The 19,902-nt window shown below is 61.4% G+C and carries 16 protein-coding genes, 2 tRNA genes and 2 rRNA genes; 7 read left to right on the plus strand and 13 right to left on the minus strand.

Annotation, left to right across the window (positions count from 1 at the left end; translation table 11 throughout):
- Window positions 1–52: 52 nt before the first annotated feature.
- The 7 genes from lptB to ACA027_RS21770 form a co-directional block, all read right to left on the minus strand.
- A complete protein-coding gene (gene lptB / locus ACA027_RS21740) occupies window positions 53–826 on the minus strand; it encodes an LPS export ABC transporter ATP-binding protein (RefSeq protein ID WP_370680264.1) in 774 nt (257 codons plus the stop codon).
- Window positions 823–1,470 carry a lipopolysaccharide transport periplasmic protein LptA gene (lptA, locus tag ACA027_RS21745; protein WP_370680265.1) on the minus strand — a complete coding sequence of 216 codons (648 nt, stop codon included), beginning with the start codon at window positions 1,468–1,470 and terminating at the stop codon, window positions 823–825. The genes lptB and lptA overlap by 4 nt, the downstream gene beginning before the upstream one ends.
- Window positions 1,471–1,752: 282 nt before the next feature.
- Entirely contained in the window at window positions 1,753–2,406 is a 654-nt protein-coding gene (locus ACA027_RS21750; protein WP_370680266.1) for a thiol:disulfide interchange protein DsbA/DsbL, read from the minus strand.
- A gap of 213 nt (window positions 2,407–2,619) precedes the next feature.
- Window positions 2,620–3,297: an SPOR domain-containing protein gene (locus ACA027_RS21755; RefSeq protein WP_370680267.1), complete on the minus strand. Its 678-nt coding sequence runs from the start codon at window positions 3,295–3,297 to the stop codon at window positions 2,620–2,622.
- A gap of 18 nt (window positions 3,298–3,315) precedes the next feature.
- Complete coding sequence (gene argS / locus ACA027_RS21760; RefSeq protein WP_370680268.1) at window positions 3,316–5,022, minus strand: arginine--tRNA ligase; 1,707 nt, start codon at window positions 5,020–5,022, stop codon at window positions 3,316–3,318.
- Window positions 5,023–5,091: 69 nt separating this feature from the next.
- On the minus strand, window positions 5,092–5,538 hold the full coding sequence (locus ACA027_RS21765) for a DUF2214 family protein (protein WP_370680269.1): 447 nt from the start codon (window positions 5,536–5,538) through the stop codon (window positions 5,092–5,094).
- On the minus strand, window positions 5,535–6,467 hold the full coding sequence (locus ACA027_RS21770) for a LysR family transcriptional regulator (RefSeq protein ID WP_370680270.1): 933 nt from the start codon (window positions 6,465–6,467) through the stop codon (window positions 5,535–5,537). The genes ACA027_RS21765 and ACA027_RS21770 overlap by 4 nt, the downstream gene beginning before the upstream one ends.
- A gap of 312 nt (window positions 6,468–6,779) precedes the next feature.
- Here ACA027_RS21770 and ACA027_RS21775 point away from each other — a divergent pair, with 312 nt between their 5' ends.
- The 5 genes from ACA027_RS21775 to ACA027_RS21795 all read left to right on the plus strand — a co-directional run bounded on the left by ACA027_RS21775 (window position 6,780) and on the right by ACA027_RS21795 (window position 12,328).
- The gene (locus ACA027_RS21775) at window positions 6,780–8,972 is read left to right on the plus strand and encodes a malate synthase G (protein WP_370680271.1); all 2,193 of its coding nucleotides are present in this window, start codon (window positions 6,780–6,782) and stop codon (window positions 8,970–8,972) included.
- Window positions 8,973–9,132: 160 nt separating this feature from the next.
- A complete protein-coding gene (locus tag ACA027_RS21780; protein WP_370680272.1) occupies window positions 9,133–9,822 on the plus strand; it encodes a CsgG/HfaB family protein in 690 nt (229 codons plus the stop codon).
- A gap of 14 nt (window positions 9,823–9,836) precedes the next feature.
- A complete protein-coding gene (locus tag ACA027_RS21785; protein ID WP_370680273.1) occupies window positions 9,837–10,205 on the plus strand; it encodes a DUF4810 domain-containing protein in 369 nt (122 codons plus the stop codon).
- Window positions 10,206–10,366: 161 nt separating this feature from the next.
- Window positions 10,367–11,038, plus strand: coding sequence for a DUF799 domain-containing protein (locus tag ACA027_RS21790; protein WP_370680274.1), 672 nt, complete (start codon window positions 10,367–10,369; stop codon window positions 11,036–11,038).
- A gap of 378 nt (window positions 11,039–11,416) precedes the next feature.
- On the plus strand, window positions 11,417–12,328 hold the full coding sequence (locus ACA027_RS21795; RefSeq protein ID WP_370680275.1) for a ChaN family lipoprotein: 912 nt from the start codon (window positions 11,417–11,419) through the stop codon (window positions 12,326–12,328).
- A gap of 10 nt (window positions 12,329–12,338) precedes the next feature.
- Here ACA027_RS21795 and ACA027_RS21800 read toward each other — a convergent pair whose 3' ends face one another.
- Together ACA027_RS21800 and ACA027_RS21805 are read right to left on the minus strand one after the other, a co-directional pair.
- Window positions 12,339–14,330, minus strand: coding sequence for a hypothetical protein (locus ACA027_RS21800; RefSeq protein WP_370680276.1), 1,992 nt, complete (start codon window positions 14,328–14,330; stop codon window positions 12,339–12,341).
- Window positions 14,331–14,553: 223 nt separating this feature from the next.
- Window positions 14,554–15,459 carry a LysR family transcriptional regulator gene (locus ACA027_RS21805; protein WP_370680277.1) on the minus strand — a complete coding sequence of 302 codons (906 nt, stop codon included), beginning with the start codon at window positions 15,457–15,459 and terminating at the stop codon, window positions 14,554–14,556.
- A 71-nt stretch (window positions 15,460–15,530) separates the two neighbouring features.
- Between ACA027_RS21805 and ACA027_RS21810 the strand changes: the two genes are divergently transcribed.
- A complete protein-coding gene (locus ACA027_RS21810) occupies window positions 15,531–15,695 on the plus strand; it encodes a hypothetical protein (RefSeq protein WP_370680278.1) in 165 nt (54 codons plus the stop codon).
- Between the two features lie 52 nt (window positions 15,696–15,747).
- A complete protein-coding gene (locus ACA027_RS21815) occupies window positions 15,748–15,972 on the plus strand; it encodes a cysteine-rich CWC family protein (RefSeq protein ID WP_370680279.1) in 225 nt (74 codons plus the stop codon).
- A gap of 201 nt (window positions 15,973–16,173) precedes the next feature.
- Here ACA027_RS21815 and rrf read toward each other — a convergent pair.
- The 4 genes from rrf to ACA027_RS21835 form a co-directional block, all read right to left on the minus strand.
- A 5S ribosomal RNA gene (gene rrf, locus ACA027_RS21820) occupies window positions 16,174–16,286 on the minus strand.
- Window positions 16,287–16,411: 125 nt separating this feature from the next.
- Window positions 16,412–19,287, minus strand: a 23S ribosomal RNA gene (locus ACA027_RS21825).
- A 379-nt stretch (window positions 19,288–19,666) separates the two neighbouring features.
- Window positions 19,667–19,742, minus strand: a tRNA-Ala gene (locus ACA027_RS21830).
- Window positions 19,743–19,772: 30 nt separating this feature from the next.
- Window positions 19,773–19,849: transfer RNA gene (locus ACA027_RS21835), tRNA-Ile, on the minus strand.
- Between the last annotated feature and the right edge of the window lie 53 nt (window positions 19,850–19,902).

The raw sequence follows: 19,902 nt of genomic DNA on the forward strand, positions 1-19,902 counted from the left end.
TGCTCGGTGTCTTCGGCGTGGTGATGGTGGAGGCTGGTGGTGGAAGCCGGGCTTACATGCGGAAATGTTCGCCCAGGTAGACCCTCCGGACTTCGGCGTTCTCCACGATCTCTTCCGGCGTACCCTGCGCCAGCACATGGCCGTCGCTGATGATGAAGGCGTGGTCGCAGATGCCCAGCGTCTCGCGCACGTTGTGGTCGGTGATGAGCACGCCGATACCGCGTTCCTTGAGGAAGCCGATGATGCGCTGGATCTCGATCACCGCGATGGGGTCGATACCGGCAAAGGGCTCGTCCAGCAGGATGAAGCGCGGCTGCGTGGCCAGCGCCCGGGCGATTTCCACACGGCGGCGCTCGCCACCGGACAGGGCGATCGCGGGCGAGGAACGCAGATGGTCCACCCGCAGCTCCTTGAGCAGATCTGTCAGGCGCTGCTCCACCTCGGCCTTGGACAGGGGCTTGTCCTGGGCGTCGCGCTGCAGCTCCAGCACGGCGCGCACATTCTCTTCCACGCTGAGCTTGCGGAAGATGGAGGCCTCCTGCGGCAGATAGGACAGCCCCAGACGCGAGCGCTGGTGGATGGGCATGTTCGCCACCGAGTGGCCATCGATGTGGATGTCACCGGCATCGCTGCGCACCAGGCCCACGATCATGTAAAACGAGGTGGTCTTGCCCGCTCCATTGGGGCCGAGCAAGCCCACCACCTCGCCCTTTTGCACGGTGAGCGACACATCCTTGACCACCTTGCGGCTGCCATAGGATTTGGCCAGATGGCGTACTTCCAGGCTGCTGGCAGCGGGGGACGGGGTCTCGGCGGCAGTGGTCACGGTTTGCGCGGGTTCAGGTTGTTGGACGGCTGCAGTGGCGACACGGTGTTCGCCGGTGCCGCAGGCGCTGCGGCCGGTGGGGTCTTGGGCACCAGTACGGCACGCACCCGGCTGCCGGAGCTGTTGGCCGCTTCCGCGCTGCCCGGCGTGGGTCGGCGGCTGCCGTCCACGGTGAACACGTCGGTCAGGTTGTTGTAGGTGATGATGGTGCCGGTGATGTCGTCACTCAACGTGGCACCGGTGTAGCGGCGCAGCTGACCGCGCTGGATCAGGCGCACATCATCTTTTTTGCCGTCGTACTCGATGATCTCGCCTTCGCCTTCCACATATTCCTCGGGCGCGCCCGCCAGGGTGTCGCGCTTTTGGCGGAAGAAGGCGCGCTTGCCCTTCTCGGCCCAGACCTTGCCGAACTGGTAGCCCTCGGCATCCTGGCGCACTTCGAGCCTGGCTCCGCGCAGCAAGATGGTGCCCTTGGTGAGCACCACGTTGCCGGTGAAGGTGCTGACCTGCTGCAACTCGTCGTGGTGCAGCGCGTCAGCCTCAATGTTCATGGGTTTGTTGCGATCGGCCTTTTCGGCCTGGGCCGGACCCATGGCACCAGCCAGGGCTGCCAGCAGAAGCAGCGGGAGGAGTTTGCGTGTCATAGAAGGCATGAATCTTGCTGCCATTGTAGGGGGTACGGACATCAGCCCAGCGTGTGCTGGGCCAGCGATGATGTTACGGTCTGCTCCAGCACATTGCAGACAACAAAAAGCCCGCACAACGGCGGGCTTCCACTGCGGCAGATCACCGCACAACAAACACTGCACTCACTCGCAGCGTTGAGACTGGCACGGCCCATACCAGGGCACCGCGCAAGGGCCGCCCCGCAGCGCCGGTGCCGTCCCCCTCCGGCGAAGCCAGAGAGGGGGAAGGCGCACAGCGCCTCAGGGGGTGTCCTTACTTCTGCCCGCCAGATACTCCACCACAGCCAGCACGTTCTGCATGCTGCCGGCACGGGGGCCATCGGTGTAGTACTTGCCGGCCACGCCCATGGAAGGCACGCCCTCCACGTCGTACTCCTGCTGCAGCTGCGTGGCCTTGCGGATCTGGTTGGAGACCGAGAAGGAGTTGTAGACCTCCTTGAACTTGGCCACGTCCACACCCTGCTTGCCCACCCAGGCAAAGATGTCCTCGTCCTTGGCCAGCCTGTTGCGCTCCGCATGGATGGCGTGGAACACCTTGATATGCAGGGCATCAAAATTGGGCATGGCCTGCAGCGCAAAGAAAAGCTTTTGCTGGGGCACGAAGCTGGCGTTGAAGGCCACGGGCACGCGGCGCACGCTCACATTGGCAGGTGCTTTTTGCTTCCACGCGGCGAACAAGGGCTCGAAGTCCTTGCAATGCGGGCAGCTGTACCAGAAGAACTCGACCACCTCCACCTTGCCAGCAGGCGCTTCCGTGGTGGCGGGCTTGGACAGCTTCACATAGTCCTTGCCTTCCTTGGGCGCAGCCGCCTGGGCGTGGACGCTGGATGCGGCGCCCAGCGCCAGTGTGGATGCGACCGAAGTGACGGCCAGGGAAAACTCACGGCGTTTCATCAAAGCTACTCCTGTTGATTGTTTGCGTAGTGCCACATCAGAGCCCTGGCGAGGCAAAAAGTTCGGTGTGATGCAAAAGCCCTGGGGCGCCCCTGGCCCATGTCAGGGCTGCCGTGCAAGGGCCGCCCCGCAGCACCGGCAGCGTCCCCCTGCCCGCAAGCGCAGCGAAGCGAGAGCGGGGGGAAGGCGCGCAGCGCCTCAGGGGGGTGCTCCTTACTTCGCCACCCTCACCAAAGCCGAATCCACTCCGGCCCCATCGAGCTTGCCCTTGAGCTGCTCAGCGTCATCACGCTTGCCAAACGGGCCCACGCGCACACGGAACACGGTGCGGCCGTTTTGCTCGCGCTCGCTCACGCGGGACTCCCAGCCCAGCATGGCCAGCTTGGCGCGCTGGGCGTCGGCATCGGCCTGGGTGCGGAAGGCTCCGGCCTGCACAAAGTAGTCAAAGCCATCGGCTGCCGCAGCGGACTTGGCCTCGGACTGCTTGAGCTTCTGGTTGGCCAGATCACCCAGCGGGTCGGAAGAAGTCGTCTTGCCTTCGGGCTTTTTGACCTCGGGCGCCGTGGTCGGCGGCGGAGTCACCCCTGTGGCCGGACCGGAAGTGGCCGGTGCCGTAGGTGTACCCTCGACCGGCGCGGTCGGCGCTGGCGTGGCAGGCTGCGTCACGGGCTGGGTCGGCGCCGTGGCCGGGTTCTTGCCATACAGCGGCGAGTTGGGGTCCCAGTTCTTGTTGCGCTCGGCTTCCTTGGCATCGGTGTCCTTGGGGGTCTTGGTGAGAAAGGGCACAGGCACCTTGGTCACATACACCGCCACCGCCAGAGCGGCACCCAGGCCGATGATGATGCCCAGGATCAGGCCGATCAGCGTTCCACCACGTTGCTTGGTCTTCATAATTTCAAGAGTCAATGCTTACATGCGTTCAGGCGCGGACACACCCAGTACGGCCAGGCCATTGTGCAGCACCTGGGCCGTGGCGGCGACCAGGGCCAAGCGCGCCAGCTTGACCGCTTCATCGTCCACCAGGATGCGCTCGGCGTCATAGTAGCTGTGGTAGCTGGAGGCCAGGTCGCGCAGGTAGAAGGTCACGTCGTGCGGGGCATTGCCGGCGGCGGCGGCCGTCAGCATTTCCGGGTACTTGGCCAGCAGCAGCATCAACGCCTGGGCCTGCGGGCCTTGCAGCGCGGACAGGTCCACGCTTTGCAGCAGCTCCTGCTTGCCGCCTTGCTCCTGCCAAGCCCGCAGCACCGACTGGATGCGCGCATGGGCGTATTGCACGTAGTACACCGGGTTGTCGTTGTTCTGGGCCACGGCCAGATCCACGTCAAAGGTGTATTCGGTGTCGGGCTTGCGTGACAGCAGGAAGAAGCGCACCGCATCCTTGCTGGTCCACTCGATCAGGTCGCGCAGCGTCACATAGCTGCCGGCGCGCTTGCTGATCTTCACCTCTTCGCCATTGCGCACCACGCGCACCATGGTGTGCAGCACATAGTCCGGGTAGCCCTGGGGAATGCCCACATTGGCCGCCTGCAGGCCGGCGCGCACGCGGGCGATGGTGCCGTGGTGGTCCGTGCCCTGGATGTTCACCACCTTGCCGTAGCCACGCTGGAACTTCTGGATGTGGTAGGCCACATCGGGCAGAAAGTAGGTGTAGGTGCCATCGGACTTGCGCATCACGCGGTCCTTGTCGTCACCGAACTCGGTGGACTTGAGCCACAGCGCGCCATCTTGCTCGTAGGTGTAGCCGCTGGCGATCAAGCGCTTTACGGTCTCTTCCACATGGCCGTTCTGGTAGAGGCTGGACTCCAGGTAGTACGCGTCGAACTTCAGATTGAAGGCCAGCAAGTCCTTGTCCTGCTCGTTGCGCAGATAGGCCACGGCAAAGTTGCGGATGTTGTCGTAGTCATCCACATCGCCATTGGCGGTGAATTCACGGTCATCGGCGCTGACGGTTTCCTTGGCCAAAAAGGCCTGGGCGATGTCGGCGATGTAGTCGCCGTTGTAGAAATTCTTGGCCAGCGGGTTGTCGCTGTCCGTGGGCCAGCAGTCGTCACCGGGCTTGAAGCCCTTGGCACGCAGCTGGGTGCTCTTGGTCAGGGTGTCGATCTGCACACCCGCGTCGTTGTAATAGAACTCGCGGTGCACCTTCCAGCCCTGGCTGGCGTAGAGGTTGCTGATGGCATCACCAATCGCAGCCTGGCGACCATGGCCCACGTGCAGCGGGCCGGTGGGGTTGGCGGAAACGAATTCGACCAGGATGTTCTCACCGCGCGCCGCCTGCTGGCCGAACTGGGTGCCCTGCGCCAGCACCTCGCGCACCACTTCCTGCTTGGCTGCGGGCTTGAGGCGAATGTTCAAAAAGCCGGGGCCGGCGATCTCGATGGCGTCCACCCATTGCTGGAAAGCCGGTGTGGCTTCCAGCGCGGCCTTGAGCTGCTCACCCAGGGCACGCGGATTGGCCTTGAGGGGCTTGGCCAGTTGCATGGCGGCCGTGCAAGCGAAGTCGCCATGGGCTGCCACCTTGGGGTTTTCAAATGCAGCGCGGGCGCCTGCGCCGGGCGAGAGTGTTTCGAGCTCGCCGGCCAGGGCCGCGAGCAAATCCTGTTTGACGGAAAGCATCCAGAGATTTTACGTGGCCGCCCAAGTTCCACGTTTTTGCCGGCTTTCACAACACCGGCCCACCGGCTTTTACCAGCCCCGCGCCCAGAACACGGCGATGACGGCCATCACCGGAATCAGGTGCGACTGCCACATCAGCCAGCGGCGCGTGCTGCGCACGGCGGCTTCGGGCGGCAAGCTGCCATCGGCCTGCAAGGCCTTGCGCCAGCGGCGAAATTCCAGCGAGGGTTTGATGGACATCAGCGCCACCAGCACAAACAACGTGATCTTCAGATGGAACAGCGGCTGGCCCACATACCAGCCCATGCCCTTGGCGCCCCAGACCAGGCGCGCAAGACCAGTGAGCAGCAGCACGACGGCCGAGATGCCATAGATCAGGTCCAGCCGCACCAGGCGCTGCACCACGGCGGCGTTCATCCACTCAGCACGGCACAGCGCCACTTCGCTGGTCAAAAACACCACCAGCGTCAGGATGGCCACGATATGCAGGGCGGCCAGCACGGCTTCCAGGGTCATGGAGTCACTCCTTCGCGCCAGAACTCCGGGCGCTCATAGTGCATTTTGAGGTAGTCAATCCACAGCCGCACGCGCAGCGGCAGGTGTTTGCGCTGGGGGAACACCACGTAAATGCCATTGGGAGGCGCGGCAAAGTCTTCCAGCACGGCCACCAGGCGGCCGGCCGCGATTTCGGTTTCCACCTCCCAGGTGCTGCGCCAGGCAATGCCCCAGCCGCCCAGGCACCAGTCATGCAGCACCTGGCCGTCCGAGCAATCCAGGGGCCCACCGGGCTTGATGTGCACCACCTCGCTGCCGCCGCTGTCCTGTGGCATGCGAAATGCCCAGCCCCGGGTCTGCGAGGCATCGCTGGACAGGGTCAGGCAGCGGTGCTGGACCAGCTCGCCCGGGTGGCGCGGTGTGCCGTGGCGCGCCAGATAGGCCGGCGTGGCCACGCACAGGCGACGGTTGTCGGCCATGCGCACGCTGACCAGGGAGGAGTCGGGCAGATCGCCCACGCGCACGGCGCAGTCATAGCCTTCGCCAGCCAGGTCCACCACGCGGTCGCTGAGGTTCAGCGAGATGGTCACATCGGGGTGGAGATCGTGAAAGCGCGGCACCAGCGGCGCCACATGGCGGCGGCCAAAACCGGCCGGCGCGGTGACGCGCAAATGGCCCGTGGCCTTGACGCCGCCGGCCGAGACGCTGGCCTCGGCGTTGGCCACATCGGCCAGCAGGCGCTGGCAGTCCTCCAGAAAGGCGCTGCCCTCGTGCGTGAGGCTGATGCGCCGCGTGGTGCGCACCAACAGCTTGACGCCCAGATGCTCTTCCAGCGCGTCCAGGCGCCGGCCCATGATGGCGGGCGCCACGCCCTCCGCCCTGGCAGCGGCCGTGAGGCTGCCCTTGGTGGCCACGGAAACGAAGGAGTCAAAAGCTTTGAGTTTGTCCATACACCACAGTGCAATGCGCGGTCTGGCGGCGCGGAGGCGGATTCCTGGCCTGTGCGTGAAATCGACCGCTAACGCTTGCTGTACCTGCGCAGCCAGCTATCAAAACATCTAGCCATTTCAGCGCGCGCCCTCCGCTGCTGCGGGCTGTCACGCACTTTGCAGCAGCATGCGTCACTTTTGCAAAAAAGTCATTAGTTTCTACATGTTTGCCCAGTTTATTAACTTAATTATTTCTAATACAGTGTATCCATCACCCTGACGAGCGGACCGCTCGCGGCCCATCTGCTTCTCTTTTCTGCACACGAGGCTTCCATGACCCAACGCACCAACGCCCACGGCCTGCAAGTGGCCAACACGCTGTATGACTTTGTGAACACCCAAGTGCTGCCCGGCACCGGTGTTCAGCAAGACGCCTTCTGGAAGGGTTTCAGCACCCTGGTCAGCGAACTGGCGCCCAAGAACGCCGCCCTGCTGGCCGAGCGCGATCGCCTGCAGACCGCGCTGGACGGCTGGCACAAGGCCCACCCCGGCCCCATCGCCAACATGGCCGCGTACAAGCAGTTTCTGACGCAGATCGGCTACCTGGTCGAGCCGCCCAAGGGTGCCCGCGCCACGACCGAGAACGTGGACGCCGAGCTGGCCCAGATCGCCGGCCCGCAGCTGGTGGTGCCCATCCTGAATGCCCGCTATGCCCTGAACGCCGCCAACGCCCGCTGGGGTTCGCTGTATGACGCGCTGTATGGCACGGACGCCATCGGCGAGGACGGCGGCGCCGAAAAGGGCAAGGGCTACAACCCCGTGCGCGGCGCCAAGGTGATTGCCTTTGCCCGCAACTTCCTGGACCAGGCCGTGCCATTGGCTGCCGGCTCGCATGCCGATTCCACCGGCTACGCCGTCGAAGCGGGCAAGCTGGTCGTCACGCTCAAGAACGGCAGCAAGACCGGCCTGAAGGACGCGGCCAAGTTCGTGGGCTTCCAGGGTGATGCCACAGCCCCCAGCTCGGTGCTGCTGAAGAACCACGGCCTGCACATCGACATCATCGTCAGCAAGTCCACCCCCATTGGCAGCAGCGATGCGGCCGGTGTCTCCGACGTGGTGGTGGAGGCGGCTGTGTCCACCATCCTGGACCTGGAAGACTCCGTGGCCGCCGTGGACGCCGAAGACAAGGTGCTGGGCTACAGCAACTGGCTGGGCATTTTGAAGGGCACGCTGACCGAGTCCTTTGACAAGGGCGGCAAGACCATGACCCGCGGCCTCAATGGCGACCGCAGCTACACCGGCGCCGATGGCCAGAGCGTGAAGCTGCACGGCCGCTCGCTGATGTTCCTGCGCAATGTGGGCCATCTGATGACCAATCCCGCTGTTTTGTGGGGCGCGGAAAACAAGGAAATCCCCGAAGGCATTCTGGACGCTGTGGTGACCACCGCCATCGCCATGCATGACCTGCAAGGCCATGGCGCCAACGGCATTCGCAACAGCCGCACCGGCAGCGTCTACATCGTCAAGCCCAAGATGCACGGCCCCACCGAAGTGGGCTTTGCCGACGAATTGTTCGGCCGTGTCGAACAGCTGCTGGGCCTTGCGGCCAACACCGTGAAGCTGGGCATCATGGACGAGGAGCGCCGCACCAGCGTGAACCTGAAGGCCTCGATTGCCGCCGCCCCCGCCCGCGTGGCCTTTATCAACACCGGCTTCCTGGACCGCACCGGCGACGAGATGCACACCGCCATGCAGGCCGGCCCCATGGTGCGCAAGGGCGATATGAAGACCAGCGCCTGGCTGGCCGCCTATGAACGCAACAACGTGCTGGTAGGCCTGACCATGGGCCTGCGCGGCCGCGCCCAGATCGGCAAGGGCATGTGGGCCATGCCCGACCTGATGAAGGCCATGCTGGAACAAAAGATTGCCCACCCCAAGGCCGGCGCCAACACCGCCTGGGTGCCTTCGCCCACCGGTGCCACGCTGCACGCCCTGCACTACCACCAGGTGAGCGTGGACGCTGTGCAAAAGGAGCTGGAAAAGATCAGCGCCGACACCGAGCGCGACAACATCCTGGCCGACCTGCTGCAAATCCCCGTGGCCAAGGACCCCAAGTGGACCGACGCTGAAAAGCAGCAGGAGCTGGACAACAACGTGCAAGGCATCCTGGGCTATGTGGTGCGCTGGGTGGACGCCGGCGTGGGCTGCTCCAAGGTGCCCGACATCCACAACGTGGGCCTGATGGAAGACCGTGCCACGCTGCGCATCTCCAGCCAGCACATTGCCAACTGGCTGCTGCACGGCATCGTCACGGAGCAGCAGGTGCGCGACACCTTTGCCCGCATGGCCAAGGTGGTGGACCAGCAAAACGCCGGTGACGCCAGCTACAAAAGCCTGGCCGCCAACCCGCAGGGCGCCGCCATGCAGGCCGCGCTGGACCTGGTGTTCAAGGGCGTGGCCCAGCCCTCCGGCTACACCGAGCCCCTGCTGCATGCCTGGCGCCTGAAGGTCAAGGCCGGCGCGTAAGCCTGTCCTAGCGGCATCCGCACCATCTGATGTAGCGCAAGCACGGCACCTTTGGGTGCCATTTTTGCGGGCAAAACCCTCTTCTGTAAGCCGGTGAAAGGGTTGCGCTGCTACATATTGCGAGAATCTGTTTCCTGTCTCCCTTTCACACCACAAGCACATGCGCACTCTTCACCTGCTTTCTCTGGCGGCCGTCGTGGCCACTCCCTTGCTGCTGGCCGGCTGCGCCACCGAGACCTCCCAGGCGCTGAGCGCTACCCAAACCCAGAGCGCCACCCGCAGCTACCACGGCCCGCGCAGCCCGATCGCCGTGGGCAAGTTCGACAACCGCTCCAGCTATCTGCGCGGCGCTTTCTCGGATGGCGTGGACCGCCTCGGCAGCCAGGCCAAGACGATTCTGATCTCCCACCTGCAGCAGACCAACCGCTTCAATGTGCTGGACCGCGACAACATGGCCGAGATCAAGCAGGAAGCGGCCATCCAGGGCACGGCGCAGCAGCTCAAGGGCGCGGACTATGTGGTGACTGGCGACATCTCCGAATTCGGCCGCAAGGAAGTGGGCGACAAGCAATTCTTCGGCGTGCTGGGCCGTGGCAAGACCCAAACCGCCTATGCCAAGGTGACGCTGAACATCGTCAGCATCCGCACCTCGGAAGTGGTGCGCTCGGTGCAGGGCGTGGGCGAATACCAGCTCTCCAACCGTGAGATCGTGGGCTTTGGCGGCACCGCCAGCTATGACTCCACCCTCAACGGCAAGGTGCTGGACCTGGCCATCCGCGAAGCCGTGGACCGCCTGGGCGAAGCCGTGGATGCCGGTGCCCTGCCCGCCATTGCCCCCGCACAGCGCTGAAAGGCCAGGCCACCATGAAGACTCCCTCGGCAATCCGCACGGGTGCAGCGCTGGCGCTGGCCGGGCTGCTGGTGGGCTGCGTGGCAGCCCCCAAGCCGCTCTACAGCTGGAACGGCTACCAGACACAGGTCTACAGCTACCTCAAGAACGACGCACCGGCTGCGGAAGAGCAGATTCTGGAGCTGGAAAAAGGCGTGCAGCAAACCGCCAGCAAAGGCGCGCAGCTGCCCCCCGGCTACCAGGCCCACCTGGGCTTGCTGTACCTGAACACCGGCCGCACCGACCAGGCGCTGGCCGCCTGGGCGCAAGAAAAAAAGCAGTTCCCCGAATCGGCCCAGTACATCGACTACCTGGTCAACAACATGAAGAAGAACGGAACCTGAGATGGAACACCCCCTGAGCCGCTGCGCGGCTTCCCCCTCTCTGGCTTCGCCGGAGGGGAACGACACCAGCGCGGCGGGGCGGCCCTTGCGCGGTGTCTCTGGCCTTGGGCTACGCCAGTTTCATGCAATGTGGGTCGTGCACAGCCCCATGGAGAATTGATATGTTCCGCAGTACCTTTTTTCGCACGCTGAAATGCTGCGCCCTGCTGGCCGTGAGCGCCTGGCTGGCTGGCTGCGCCGCGCCCAAGAGCAAGGACTACAGCGCCTTCCGCGCGGCCAAACCGGCCTCCATCCTCGTGCTGCCCCCTGCCAACGACTCGCCGGAAATCCAGGCCAGTGCCAGCGTGCTGTCCCAGGCCACCTTGCCATTGGCCGAAGCCGGCTACTACGTCATGCCCGTGACGCTGGTGAGCGAAACCTTCCGCCAGAACGGCCTGGAAATCGCCCACGACATCCATGAGCTGCCGCCCGCCAAGCTCAAGGAAATCTTTGGTGCCGATGCCGCGCTGTACATCCGCGTCACCAAATACGGCACCAGCTACCAGGTCATCCAAAGCGCCACCGTGGTCAGTGCCGAAGCCAGGCTGGTGGATCTGCGCAGCGGCGAGCTGCTGTGGGACGGCAGTGCCACCGCCTCCAACCAGGAAGGCGGCAACAACTCGGGCGGCGGCCTGCTGGGCATGCTGGTGACCGCACTGGTGAACCAGGTCATCAGCTCTGCCACCGATGCGGCCCACCCCGTGGCCGGCATTGCCACCAATCGCCTGCTGACAGCGGGCACGCCAGATGGGCTGCTCTACGGCCCGCGCTCGCCCAGCTACAGCAAGAACTAAGAGCGTGTTTACGATCTCCTCGCGGCGCGCCAGTGTCTTTGCGGGATGGAATACAAGGCGCGATACCGCAGCAATAGCCGCGCTATTGCGAGGATTCGCAACACAGTAGACCGCCCGCAAAGGCACTGGCCCGCAGGGTTGGAGCGAAATCGGGCGATTTCTTCGCGCTGGCTCTTGCTTGCACCCCGGTGCAAGCTACGCTCCATCACTTCGAACTCATCCCGATTGCACTCCAACGCGCCTGCGTAGAGATCGTAAACACGCTCTAAGGCCTGCAGGCCCTGCGGCTCAGCCCAAGCCCACCGGCGGAAATCCGCGGTGGGCTTTTTTTCGGGCCATGCCTGCGCAGAGGCCATAGGCAGGTATTACGATGCGCCCATGCTGTTGAAAACCATTCTCATTCACATGCCTGCGCGCCACATTCTGCTCGCGACCTTGTTCGCCGCTGCCTTGACGGGCTGCAGCAGCTTGCAGCCTGATGCCGCGCCTGTGCCGCCCGGCGAGATGGATGCCCTGGGTTGGCAACAGCAACTCATCCGCACCGCACGTACCCAGGCCCTGCCTGCCGTGCTGCTGCTGGGCGAACAACATGACGCGCCCGCGCACCAGCAATGGGAGCATGACACCGTGCAGGCCCTGGCGCAGCAAAACCATCTGGCTGCAGTGGTGCTGGAGATGGCCCATGCCGGCCATGACACCCGTGCCCTGGCACCCGACGCCAGCGAGGGCGATGTGCAGGCCGCGCTGCAATGGGAGAGCGCAGGCTGGCCCTGGGCCCGCTACGCCCCCGTGGTGATGGCGGCCGTACAGGCTGGCGTGCCCGTCTACGGCGGAAACCTGGTGCGCAACGCCATGCGCGGCGTGATGCAGCAAAGCCATTGGGAGCAGCACCTGGAGAGCACGGCCTGGGAGCGCCAGCGCGAGGCCATCCGTACCGGCCACTGCGGCCTGCTGCCGGAGAACCAACTCACGCCCATGGCCCGCATCCAGTTGGCCAAGGACGAGCGCCTGGCCCAAACGGCCAAGGCGCTGCTGCAGCCGGGCAAGACCGTGCTCATCGTGGCCGGGAGGGGCCATGTGCTGCGCGACGTGGGCATTCCCACCTGGCTGCCGCCCCATATCAGCACCGGCGTGGCCGTGGCCCAGGCCCAAGGCGCCGAGCCCACCTTGCCCAGCGACCGCGACTGGCTGGTGCACACCCCGGCCGTGGCGCCCCAGGATCATTGCGCCACCTTGGAGCAGCGCTGGAAAGCAGGCGCCCCGGGCACAGCCTCCCAGCACAAGCCCTGATGACAGCGCTTTATTGCGGCCCCATGCCTGCCAGCCCTGGACTTTGGTAGCTCAACACCCACTGGATGGTGAAGGGCGCATCGACTGTTTTGGCCGCCGTGCTGCAGCGAATGCTGGTTTTCAGCGCACCACTGGGCGTGTGGTAGTTCACGTCCTGGCTGACATCGGCCGGCACGCAGTGGTCCAGGCCCTTGATCTCAAACCCGGTCACATCGCCACGGCCAAACCGAAACTGCATGCTCCCATCAGCATGTACGGCTTCTGAAAACGAAGCGAATTCCAGCTCGATCTTGGCCAGCTGCAGCGCAGATTTGGGGGTATAGGTTTCGGTGCGCGTGATGCGGCCGGGCTCAAAACTGTATTGCGTGGCCACGGTGAAGCGCTCGTCTTTCAGCGGCTGCCGGCCACTGCCCGCACCGCTGACCCGGTCCATGCCATCCAGGCGATAGCTCACTCCCAATGTCCGGCCGCCATCGCTGGTCTGCACTTGCAGCTGCTGCTGGTAGGCGGCGGGGATCAGTGCCTGCTCCTCTCCGTCAGCACCGCGCACGGTAATGCGCGGCTGCAACTGGGGCCACTGGGCACCGGCCGCCCCAGACAGCATGTTGTAGGAATAGGGAATGGCGAAGTAGGGATTGGTACGGTGGTAGTTGGCGGCCCCATTGACTATGGGCAGGCTGATGACGCGCAGACCATCGCGGTAGGTCACCAAACCACGGTCATAGGTGTCGGGCTTGCCATCGAACCCTGCAAACTTCGTCAGCGTGCTGGCCGGCAATGTCTGCAGCGCCTTCAGAAACTCTGCCGTCGGCATCGGTGGGGATTGCGCATAACCGGCTTTTTTCCACAGCTGGTTGGTATAGAGCAGTTGGTGGGACAGGCTGAGGTTCTCTCCCAGAATGCGTCCTCGGTCGCGGTAGGCATCGGTGCGGCGGCCTTTGCTCCAGATATTGAGCGAGTCCAGCTCCGCGTCATACCAGAACTGCACGTACTTGGCCGTGATGCGCGTGGCGAATGCATAAGCCAGCTTTTTTTCGTCCCGATTCAGCACGCCCATATGCTCTGCCGCAGACAGCACCTCGGCAAAAGCGGTGTCGGCAAAGGCACTCAGGCTGCGGCCATAGTCGATGCCATTGCCCGCCGGGTTCATGCGCAGCTTGATCACGTCCACGGACTTGCGCAACCAGGCCTTGAGCTGGGCCTCGTCTTGCGCCGAGACCTGCATATCGGTCTCGATCAGACGCTGCATGATTTCACCAATCAGCAAGATGCTGTAGCGGTCAAAGCGCCCATGGCCGTCGGTTTCGTCCGAAAAGCCTTGCGCCGAAAACGCCTTGTAGTGGTGAATCATTTTTTGCAGCAAGGCCTCACTGGCTTCGGGCCCCTCCCACCCCATGAGATAGCGCAGCCTCGCCACGCTGAAGGCCACGCCGTAGTAGTTGGTCGGGAGTCTGTGCTTGAGCGAATAGTCCGATGCCTCCACAAACTGGCGCCAGTCCAGCTTGCGCTGCAGCCCCTGCAACGTCTGCGCCCGAATGGCCGCATCAGGACCGTCCAACAAGCCCGCCTGCTTGAGCTTCCACAGCGCGGACATGTAGTAATACATGCCCCAGGTCTCGTTCGGTGCCTCCAGCGTCATATCCGCCATATCCCGGTAGCCTTGCAGATAGGCTTTGTGCTTGGACTCCGGCACCGAACTGTCGAGCAGCAAATAAGAAAATCCCATGGCCATCATGCCCGGCAGAAACTTGTCGCCATTGCGCTTCGGAAACATGGGAACGCCTTGCATCTCCGCTGCCAGGCCCTTTTTTTGCACCAGAGCAAACAGGCGATCGAGCACCGGATACAGCTGCTGCACCGCAATGGCATCCATGGCTTGCTCGGATAGCAGCGGCTGGGCCACCAGCACGGAAGGGTCTACGGGGGCATTCGCCGCAACATCGCCTGTACAGGCCACCATGGCCATGCTCACAGAGGCCGTGAGCCATCGAATGGGGTACATGTTTTGCTCCTTTATTGATTATTCAAAGCACCCTGGCATGCACATGCCAGCCGGGCAGCACCCTGCCCGTCAACAGCTTCGCATGCGATGTGGCGCATGAGAAACCGCGTTGCTTCCAATTAAGGAGCAGCCTGTACAGGCCCAGCCTGCATCAACCGCTTGTGTAGTGGCTGTGTCGCGTCATGCTGTCGAACGCTCTACACCGGGGGCAGCGCTTGCGGTGTCACTCCGCGCCCGCCACACCGCTACCAAATGCCGCCAGCACTTGCAGCACGCTGTCTACCGCCGGATTGGGCACGGCAGTCTGGCGGTGTGCCACGGCCATGGGACGCAGCAGCGGGGGATACAGCGGGCGGATCTGCACATCGGCCGCATGCTGCTGGTCTTCAACTTCTTCCAGTGGCAACAGGGCAGCACTCTGGCTGGCTGCCGCCAGGCTTTTGAGTGCGCCGGGGTAGCTCAATGCCAGAAATGGCCTGGGACGATAACCCGCCTGGCCAAACCAGGTAGAGATCAGACCATGCATCTGCGTGGATGCGGAAAATGAGGCCCAACGCCGCAGGGACAGCCATTGCGGCGTCACCTGATCCGGCACATCCCAGGCAGCGGGCAGCAATGCCACCATTGGGTCAATGCGCCAGGGCGTCAGCACGATTTCCGCAACCGCTGGCTGCGGACTGGCGACAATGGCAATGTCCAGCGTTCCGCCTCCCAGACGCCGCATGGATTCCGCAGAGCCCACAGCCTCCAGCCGCACCTCCACGCCCGGGTTGCGCTGGCTGAGTGCCTCCAGCATCAACGGCAGCAGCCGAGTGCTGACGCCGGCCGACACGCCCACACGTACCAGGCCTTCGCGCCCGCTGGCCCGACGCTGGACTTGCTCCACCAAGTCATCGCTGGCCGCCAGCAACTTGCGCCCCTGCTCCACCAGCACCTGGCCTGCGGGCGTCAGCTCGGCCTGGCGCCGCCCGCGCAGCAACAACACGGCATCCAGGCGGGCTTCCAGCTCCTTGATATGCAGGCTCACCGTGGGCGGTGCCAGGTGCAGGGCTTGGGCAGCTGCAGCAAACGTGCCCAGGTCCGCAATGGCAACAAGGGTCTGCAACTGGTCGAGATTGAGGTTACGCATCAGAACTTCTGAATTGAATGTTCACTTAATTCAACTTTACAGATGGTAGGGCAAAACAGAGCATAGCGCCCATGCCCCATGAAAAGCAGCCTCCGCATTTGGACCACACAACACCGCCTGAGCACCGTGGCTGGTCTGCACATCTCTGTGCCTGGCTGGCCCGTGCACGCGCAGCGCTGTTGCGTGCAGAGCAGCGCATCACCGAAAACTTTCGCCTGCCGCCCCATGGCGGTTAAGCCGTTTCGGCTGCGCAAACGCACCGGTGCCCAAGCGTCCTACACTCCCCGCATGGACACAGCCCTGCCCACCGATCTCGATCCCCTGCGCTGCCCTCTGTGCGGCCAGAGCAACCAATGCGCCATCAGCGCCGGCCTGGCCCCGGAAAGCTGCTGGTGCATGACGGCAAATATCGCGGCCGCCGCACTGGCCGCCATTCCCGAGGCCCAGCGCCGCCAGGCCTGTCTGTGCCCACGCTGTGCAGCGGGACAGTTTCCTGGTGCGGGAGAAAAGTAGCAGCTATTGCTTGAGGAGCAGCCACAGCGCTTCAGGCCTCAATCCCCAATATCAATCAGCCCATAAACAAACAGGAGCACGCGTAGCGTGCTCCTGTTTTTCTTTGCTCTGCCGGTGAATCAATCCATAAGCTGTTTCTCTGCGTCCCAAAGACAACACCCCCAGCCTCTTGCGAGAGCTGGGGGTGTTGCGCTTGTAAGAGCCTGACGATGACCTACTTTCACACGGGAACCCGCACTATCATCGGCGCAAATTCGTTTCACTGTCCTGTTCGGGATGGGAAGGAGTGGTACCAAATCGCTATGGTCATCAGGCATAACTTGTAAAGCTGCAGATATTCCTATCTACAACTCAAATTCATAGAGTCTTTAATCAGCGATTATCTTGATTGCGTAAAACTTGGCATAACTAGTCTGAACTGCATGGCAGTCAAAGTTATAGGGTCAAGCCTCTCGGGCAATTAGTACTGGTTAGCTTAACGCATTACTGCGCTTCCACACCCAGCCTATCAACGTCGTGGTCTACAACGACCCTTCAGGGGGCTCAGGGCCCCGGCAGATCTCATCTTGAAACGAGTTTCCCGCTTAGATGCTTTCAGCGGTTATCTCTTCCACACGTAGCTACCCTGCGATGCCACTGGCGTGACAACAGGTACACCAGAGGTGTGTCCACTCCGGTCCTCTCGTACTAGGAGCAGGCTTCCTCAAATCTGCAACGCCCACGGAAGATAGGGACCAAACTGTCTCACGACGTTTTAAACCCAGCTCACGTACCTCTTTAAATGGCGAACAGCCATACCCTTGGGACCGACTACAGCCCCAGGATGAGATGAGCCGACATCGAGGTGCCAAACACCGCCGTCGATATGAACTCTTGGGCGGTATCAGCCTGTTATCCCCAGAGTACCTTTTATCCGTTGAGCGATGGCCCTTCCATACAGAACCACCGGATCACTATGTCCTGCTTTCGCATCTGCTCGACTTGTCAGTCTCGCAGTTAAGCACGCTTATGCCATTGCACTATCGTCACGATGTCCGACCGTAACTAGCGTACCTTCGAACTCCTCCGTTACGCTTTGGGAGGAGACCGCCCCAGTCAAACTGCCTACCATGCACTGTCCCCGATCCAGATAATGGACCTAGGTTAGAACCTCAAACGCACCAGGGTGGTATTTCAACGTTGGCTCCACCAGAACTAGCGTCCTGGCTTCAAAGCCTCCCACCTATCCTACACAGATCCGTTCAAAGTCCAATACAAAGCTACAGTAAAGGTTCATGGGGTCTTTCCGTCTTTCCGCGGGGAGATTGCATCATCACAAACATTTCAACTTCGCTGAGTCTCAGGAGGAGACAGTGTGGCCATCGTTACGCCATTCGTGCAGGTCGGAACTTACCCGACAAGGAATTTCGCTACCTTAGGACCGTTATAGTTACGGCCGCCGTTTACTGGGACTTCAATCAAGAGCTTGCACCCCATCATTTAATCTTCCAGCACCGGGCAGGCGTCACACCCTATACGTCCACTTTCGTGTTTGCAGAGTGCTGTGTTTTTATTAAACAGTCGCAGCCACCGATTTTTTGCAACCCCTTTTAGCTCCGTTTGTTCAACTTCACTTACTTGGGGCATACCTTCTCCCGAAGTTACGGTATCAATTTGCCGAGTTCCTTCTCCTGAGTTCTCTCAAGCGCCTTAGAATACTCATCTCGCGCACCAGTGTCGGTTTGCGGTACGGTCGTCAATAGCTGAAGCTTAGTGGCTTTTCCTGGAAGCAGGGTATCACTCACTTCGTGTGCAAGCACACTCGTTATCACCCCTCATCTAAGCCCGGCGGATTTGCCTACCAGGCACGACTACAGGCTTGAACCAACATATCCAACAGTTGGCTGAGCTAACCTTCTCCGTCCCCACATCGCACTATTGATCGGTACAGGAATATTGACCTGTTTCCCATCAGCTACGCATCTCTGCCTCGCCTTAGGGGCCGACTCACCCTACGCCGATGAACGTTGCGTAGGAAACCTTGCGCTTACGGCGAGGGGGCTTTTCACCCCCTTTAACGCTACTCATGTCAGCATTCGCACTTCTGATACCTCCAGCACCCGTCTCCAGGCACCTTCACAGGCTTACAGAACGCTCTCCTACCACGTGCAATAAATTGCACATCCGCAGCTTCGGTAACTGGCTTAGCCCCGTTACATCTTCCGCGCAGGACGACTCGATCAGTGAGCTATTACGCTTTCTTTAAATGATGGCTGCTTCTAAGCCAACATCCTGACTGTTTTAGCCTTCCCACTTCGTTTCCCACTTAGCCAATTTTAGGGACCTTAGCTGGCGGTCTGGGTTGTTTCCCTCTTGAGTCCGGACGTTAGCACCCGGTGCTCTGTCTCCCAAGCTGTACTCGTCGGTATTCGGAGTTTGCATAGGTTTGGTAAGTCGCCATGACCCCCTAGCCTAAACAGTGCTCTACCCCCGACGGTAATACTTGAGGCACTACCTAAATAGTTTTCGGAGAGAACCAGCTATTTCCAAGTTTGTTTAGCCTTTCACCCCTATCCACAGCTCATCCGCTGATTTTGCAACATCAGTCGGTTCGGACCTCCAGTACCTGTTACGGCACCTTCATCCTGGCCATGGATAGATCACTTGGTTTCGGGTCTACACCCAGCGACTGGACGCCCTATTCGGACTCGATTTCTCTACGCCTCCCCTATTCGGTTAAGCTTGCCACTGAATGTAAGTCGCTGACCCATTATACAAAAGGTACGCAGTCACCCCTTAGGGCTCCTACTTTTTGTAAGCATGCGGTTTCAGGATCTATTTCACTCCCCTCCCGGGGTTCTTTTCGCCTTTCCCTCACGGTACTGGTTCACTATCGGTCGATTACGAGTATTTAGCCTTGGAGGATGGTCCCCCCATATTCAGACAAGGTTTCTCGTGCCCCGCCCTACTTTTCTCTAGCTTAGTACCACCGTTCGGTTTTCACATACGGGGCTATCACCCACTATGGCCGGACTTTCCATTCCGTTTTGTTAACCAATCGACTATCACTAGAAGGCTGTTCCGAATTCGCTCGCCACTACTATCGGAATCTCGGTTGATGTCTTTTCCTCTGGGTACTTAGATGTTTCAGTTCTCCAGGTTCGCCTCGCATACCTATGTATTCAGTATGCGATACCCTTGCGGGTGGGTTTCCCCATTCAGAAATCTCCGGATCAAAGCTTATTTGCCAGCTCCCCGAAGCTTATCGCAGGCTATCACGTCTTTCGTCGCCTGTAATCGCCAAGGCATCCACCACATGCTCTTAGTCACTTGACCCTATAACTTTGACCTCTATCGCTAGAGATCGCCATTTCGGTGTTCAAAGACTTGTGAGGTCTCTCACCTCACGCGTTATGCCGTAATGTGAATAATTCCTCGATATTGCTATCTTGGAGATATTCGTCATTACTAGATAATTTCGCATTCGCAAAATATCTGTTTTGACGCAATCAAAATGTTGCTGGCGGCACGGTGCGAATATCTTTCGACTTCGCTTTCCACCAGCAACGCTGATTTCGACTCTATGAATTTTTAAAGAACAGCCTATTGATCGTGTCGATCAATACAAAAGCAGTCTTTGCAAGACTGCTTTTGTATTAAACGCTTTTCAGTGCGAAGCCAACGATTGTAGCACCTTCTCAGGCGCAGTTTTCGTTGGTGGAGGATGACGGGATCGAACCGACGACCCCCTGCTTGCAAAGCAGGTGCTCTCCCAGCTGAGCTAATCCCCCGGGATCCTCTGCACTGGCATTGGAATTTGATGGTGGGTCTAGTTGGGCTCGAACCAACGACCCCTGCGTTATCAACACAGTGCTCTAACCAGCTGAGCTACAGACCCATTCCTCAACGCCGCAAATCTCTTTGCAGCCTTGCGGCTTGTTCCAACAACCG

This window comes from Comamonas sp. GB3 AK4-5 (assembly GCF_041320665.1).
Lineage (GTDB): Bacteria > Pseudomonadota > Gammaproteobacteria > Burkholderiales > Burkholderiaceae_C > Comamonas.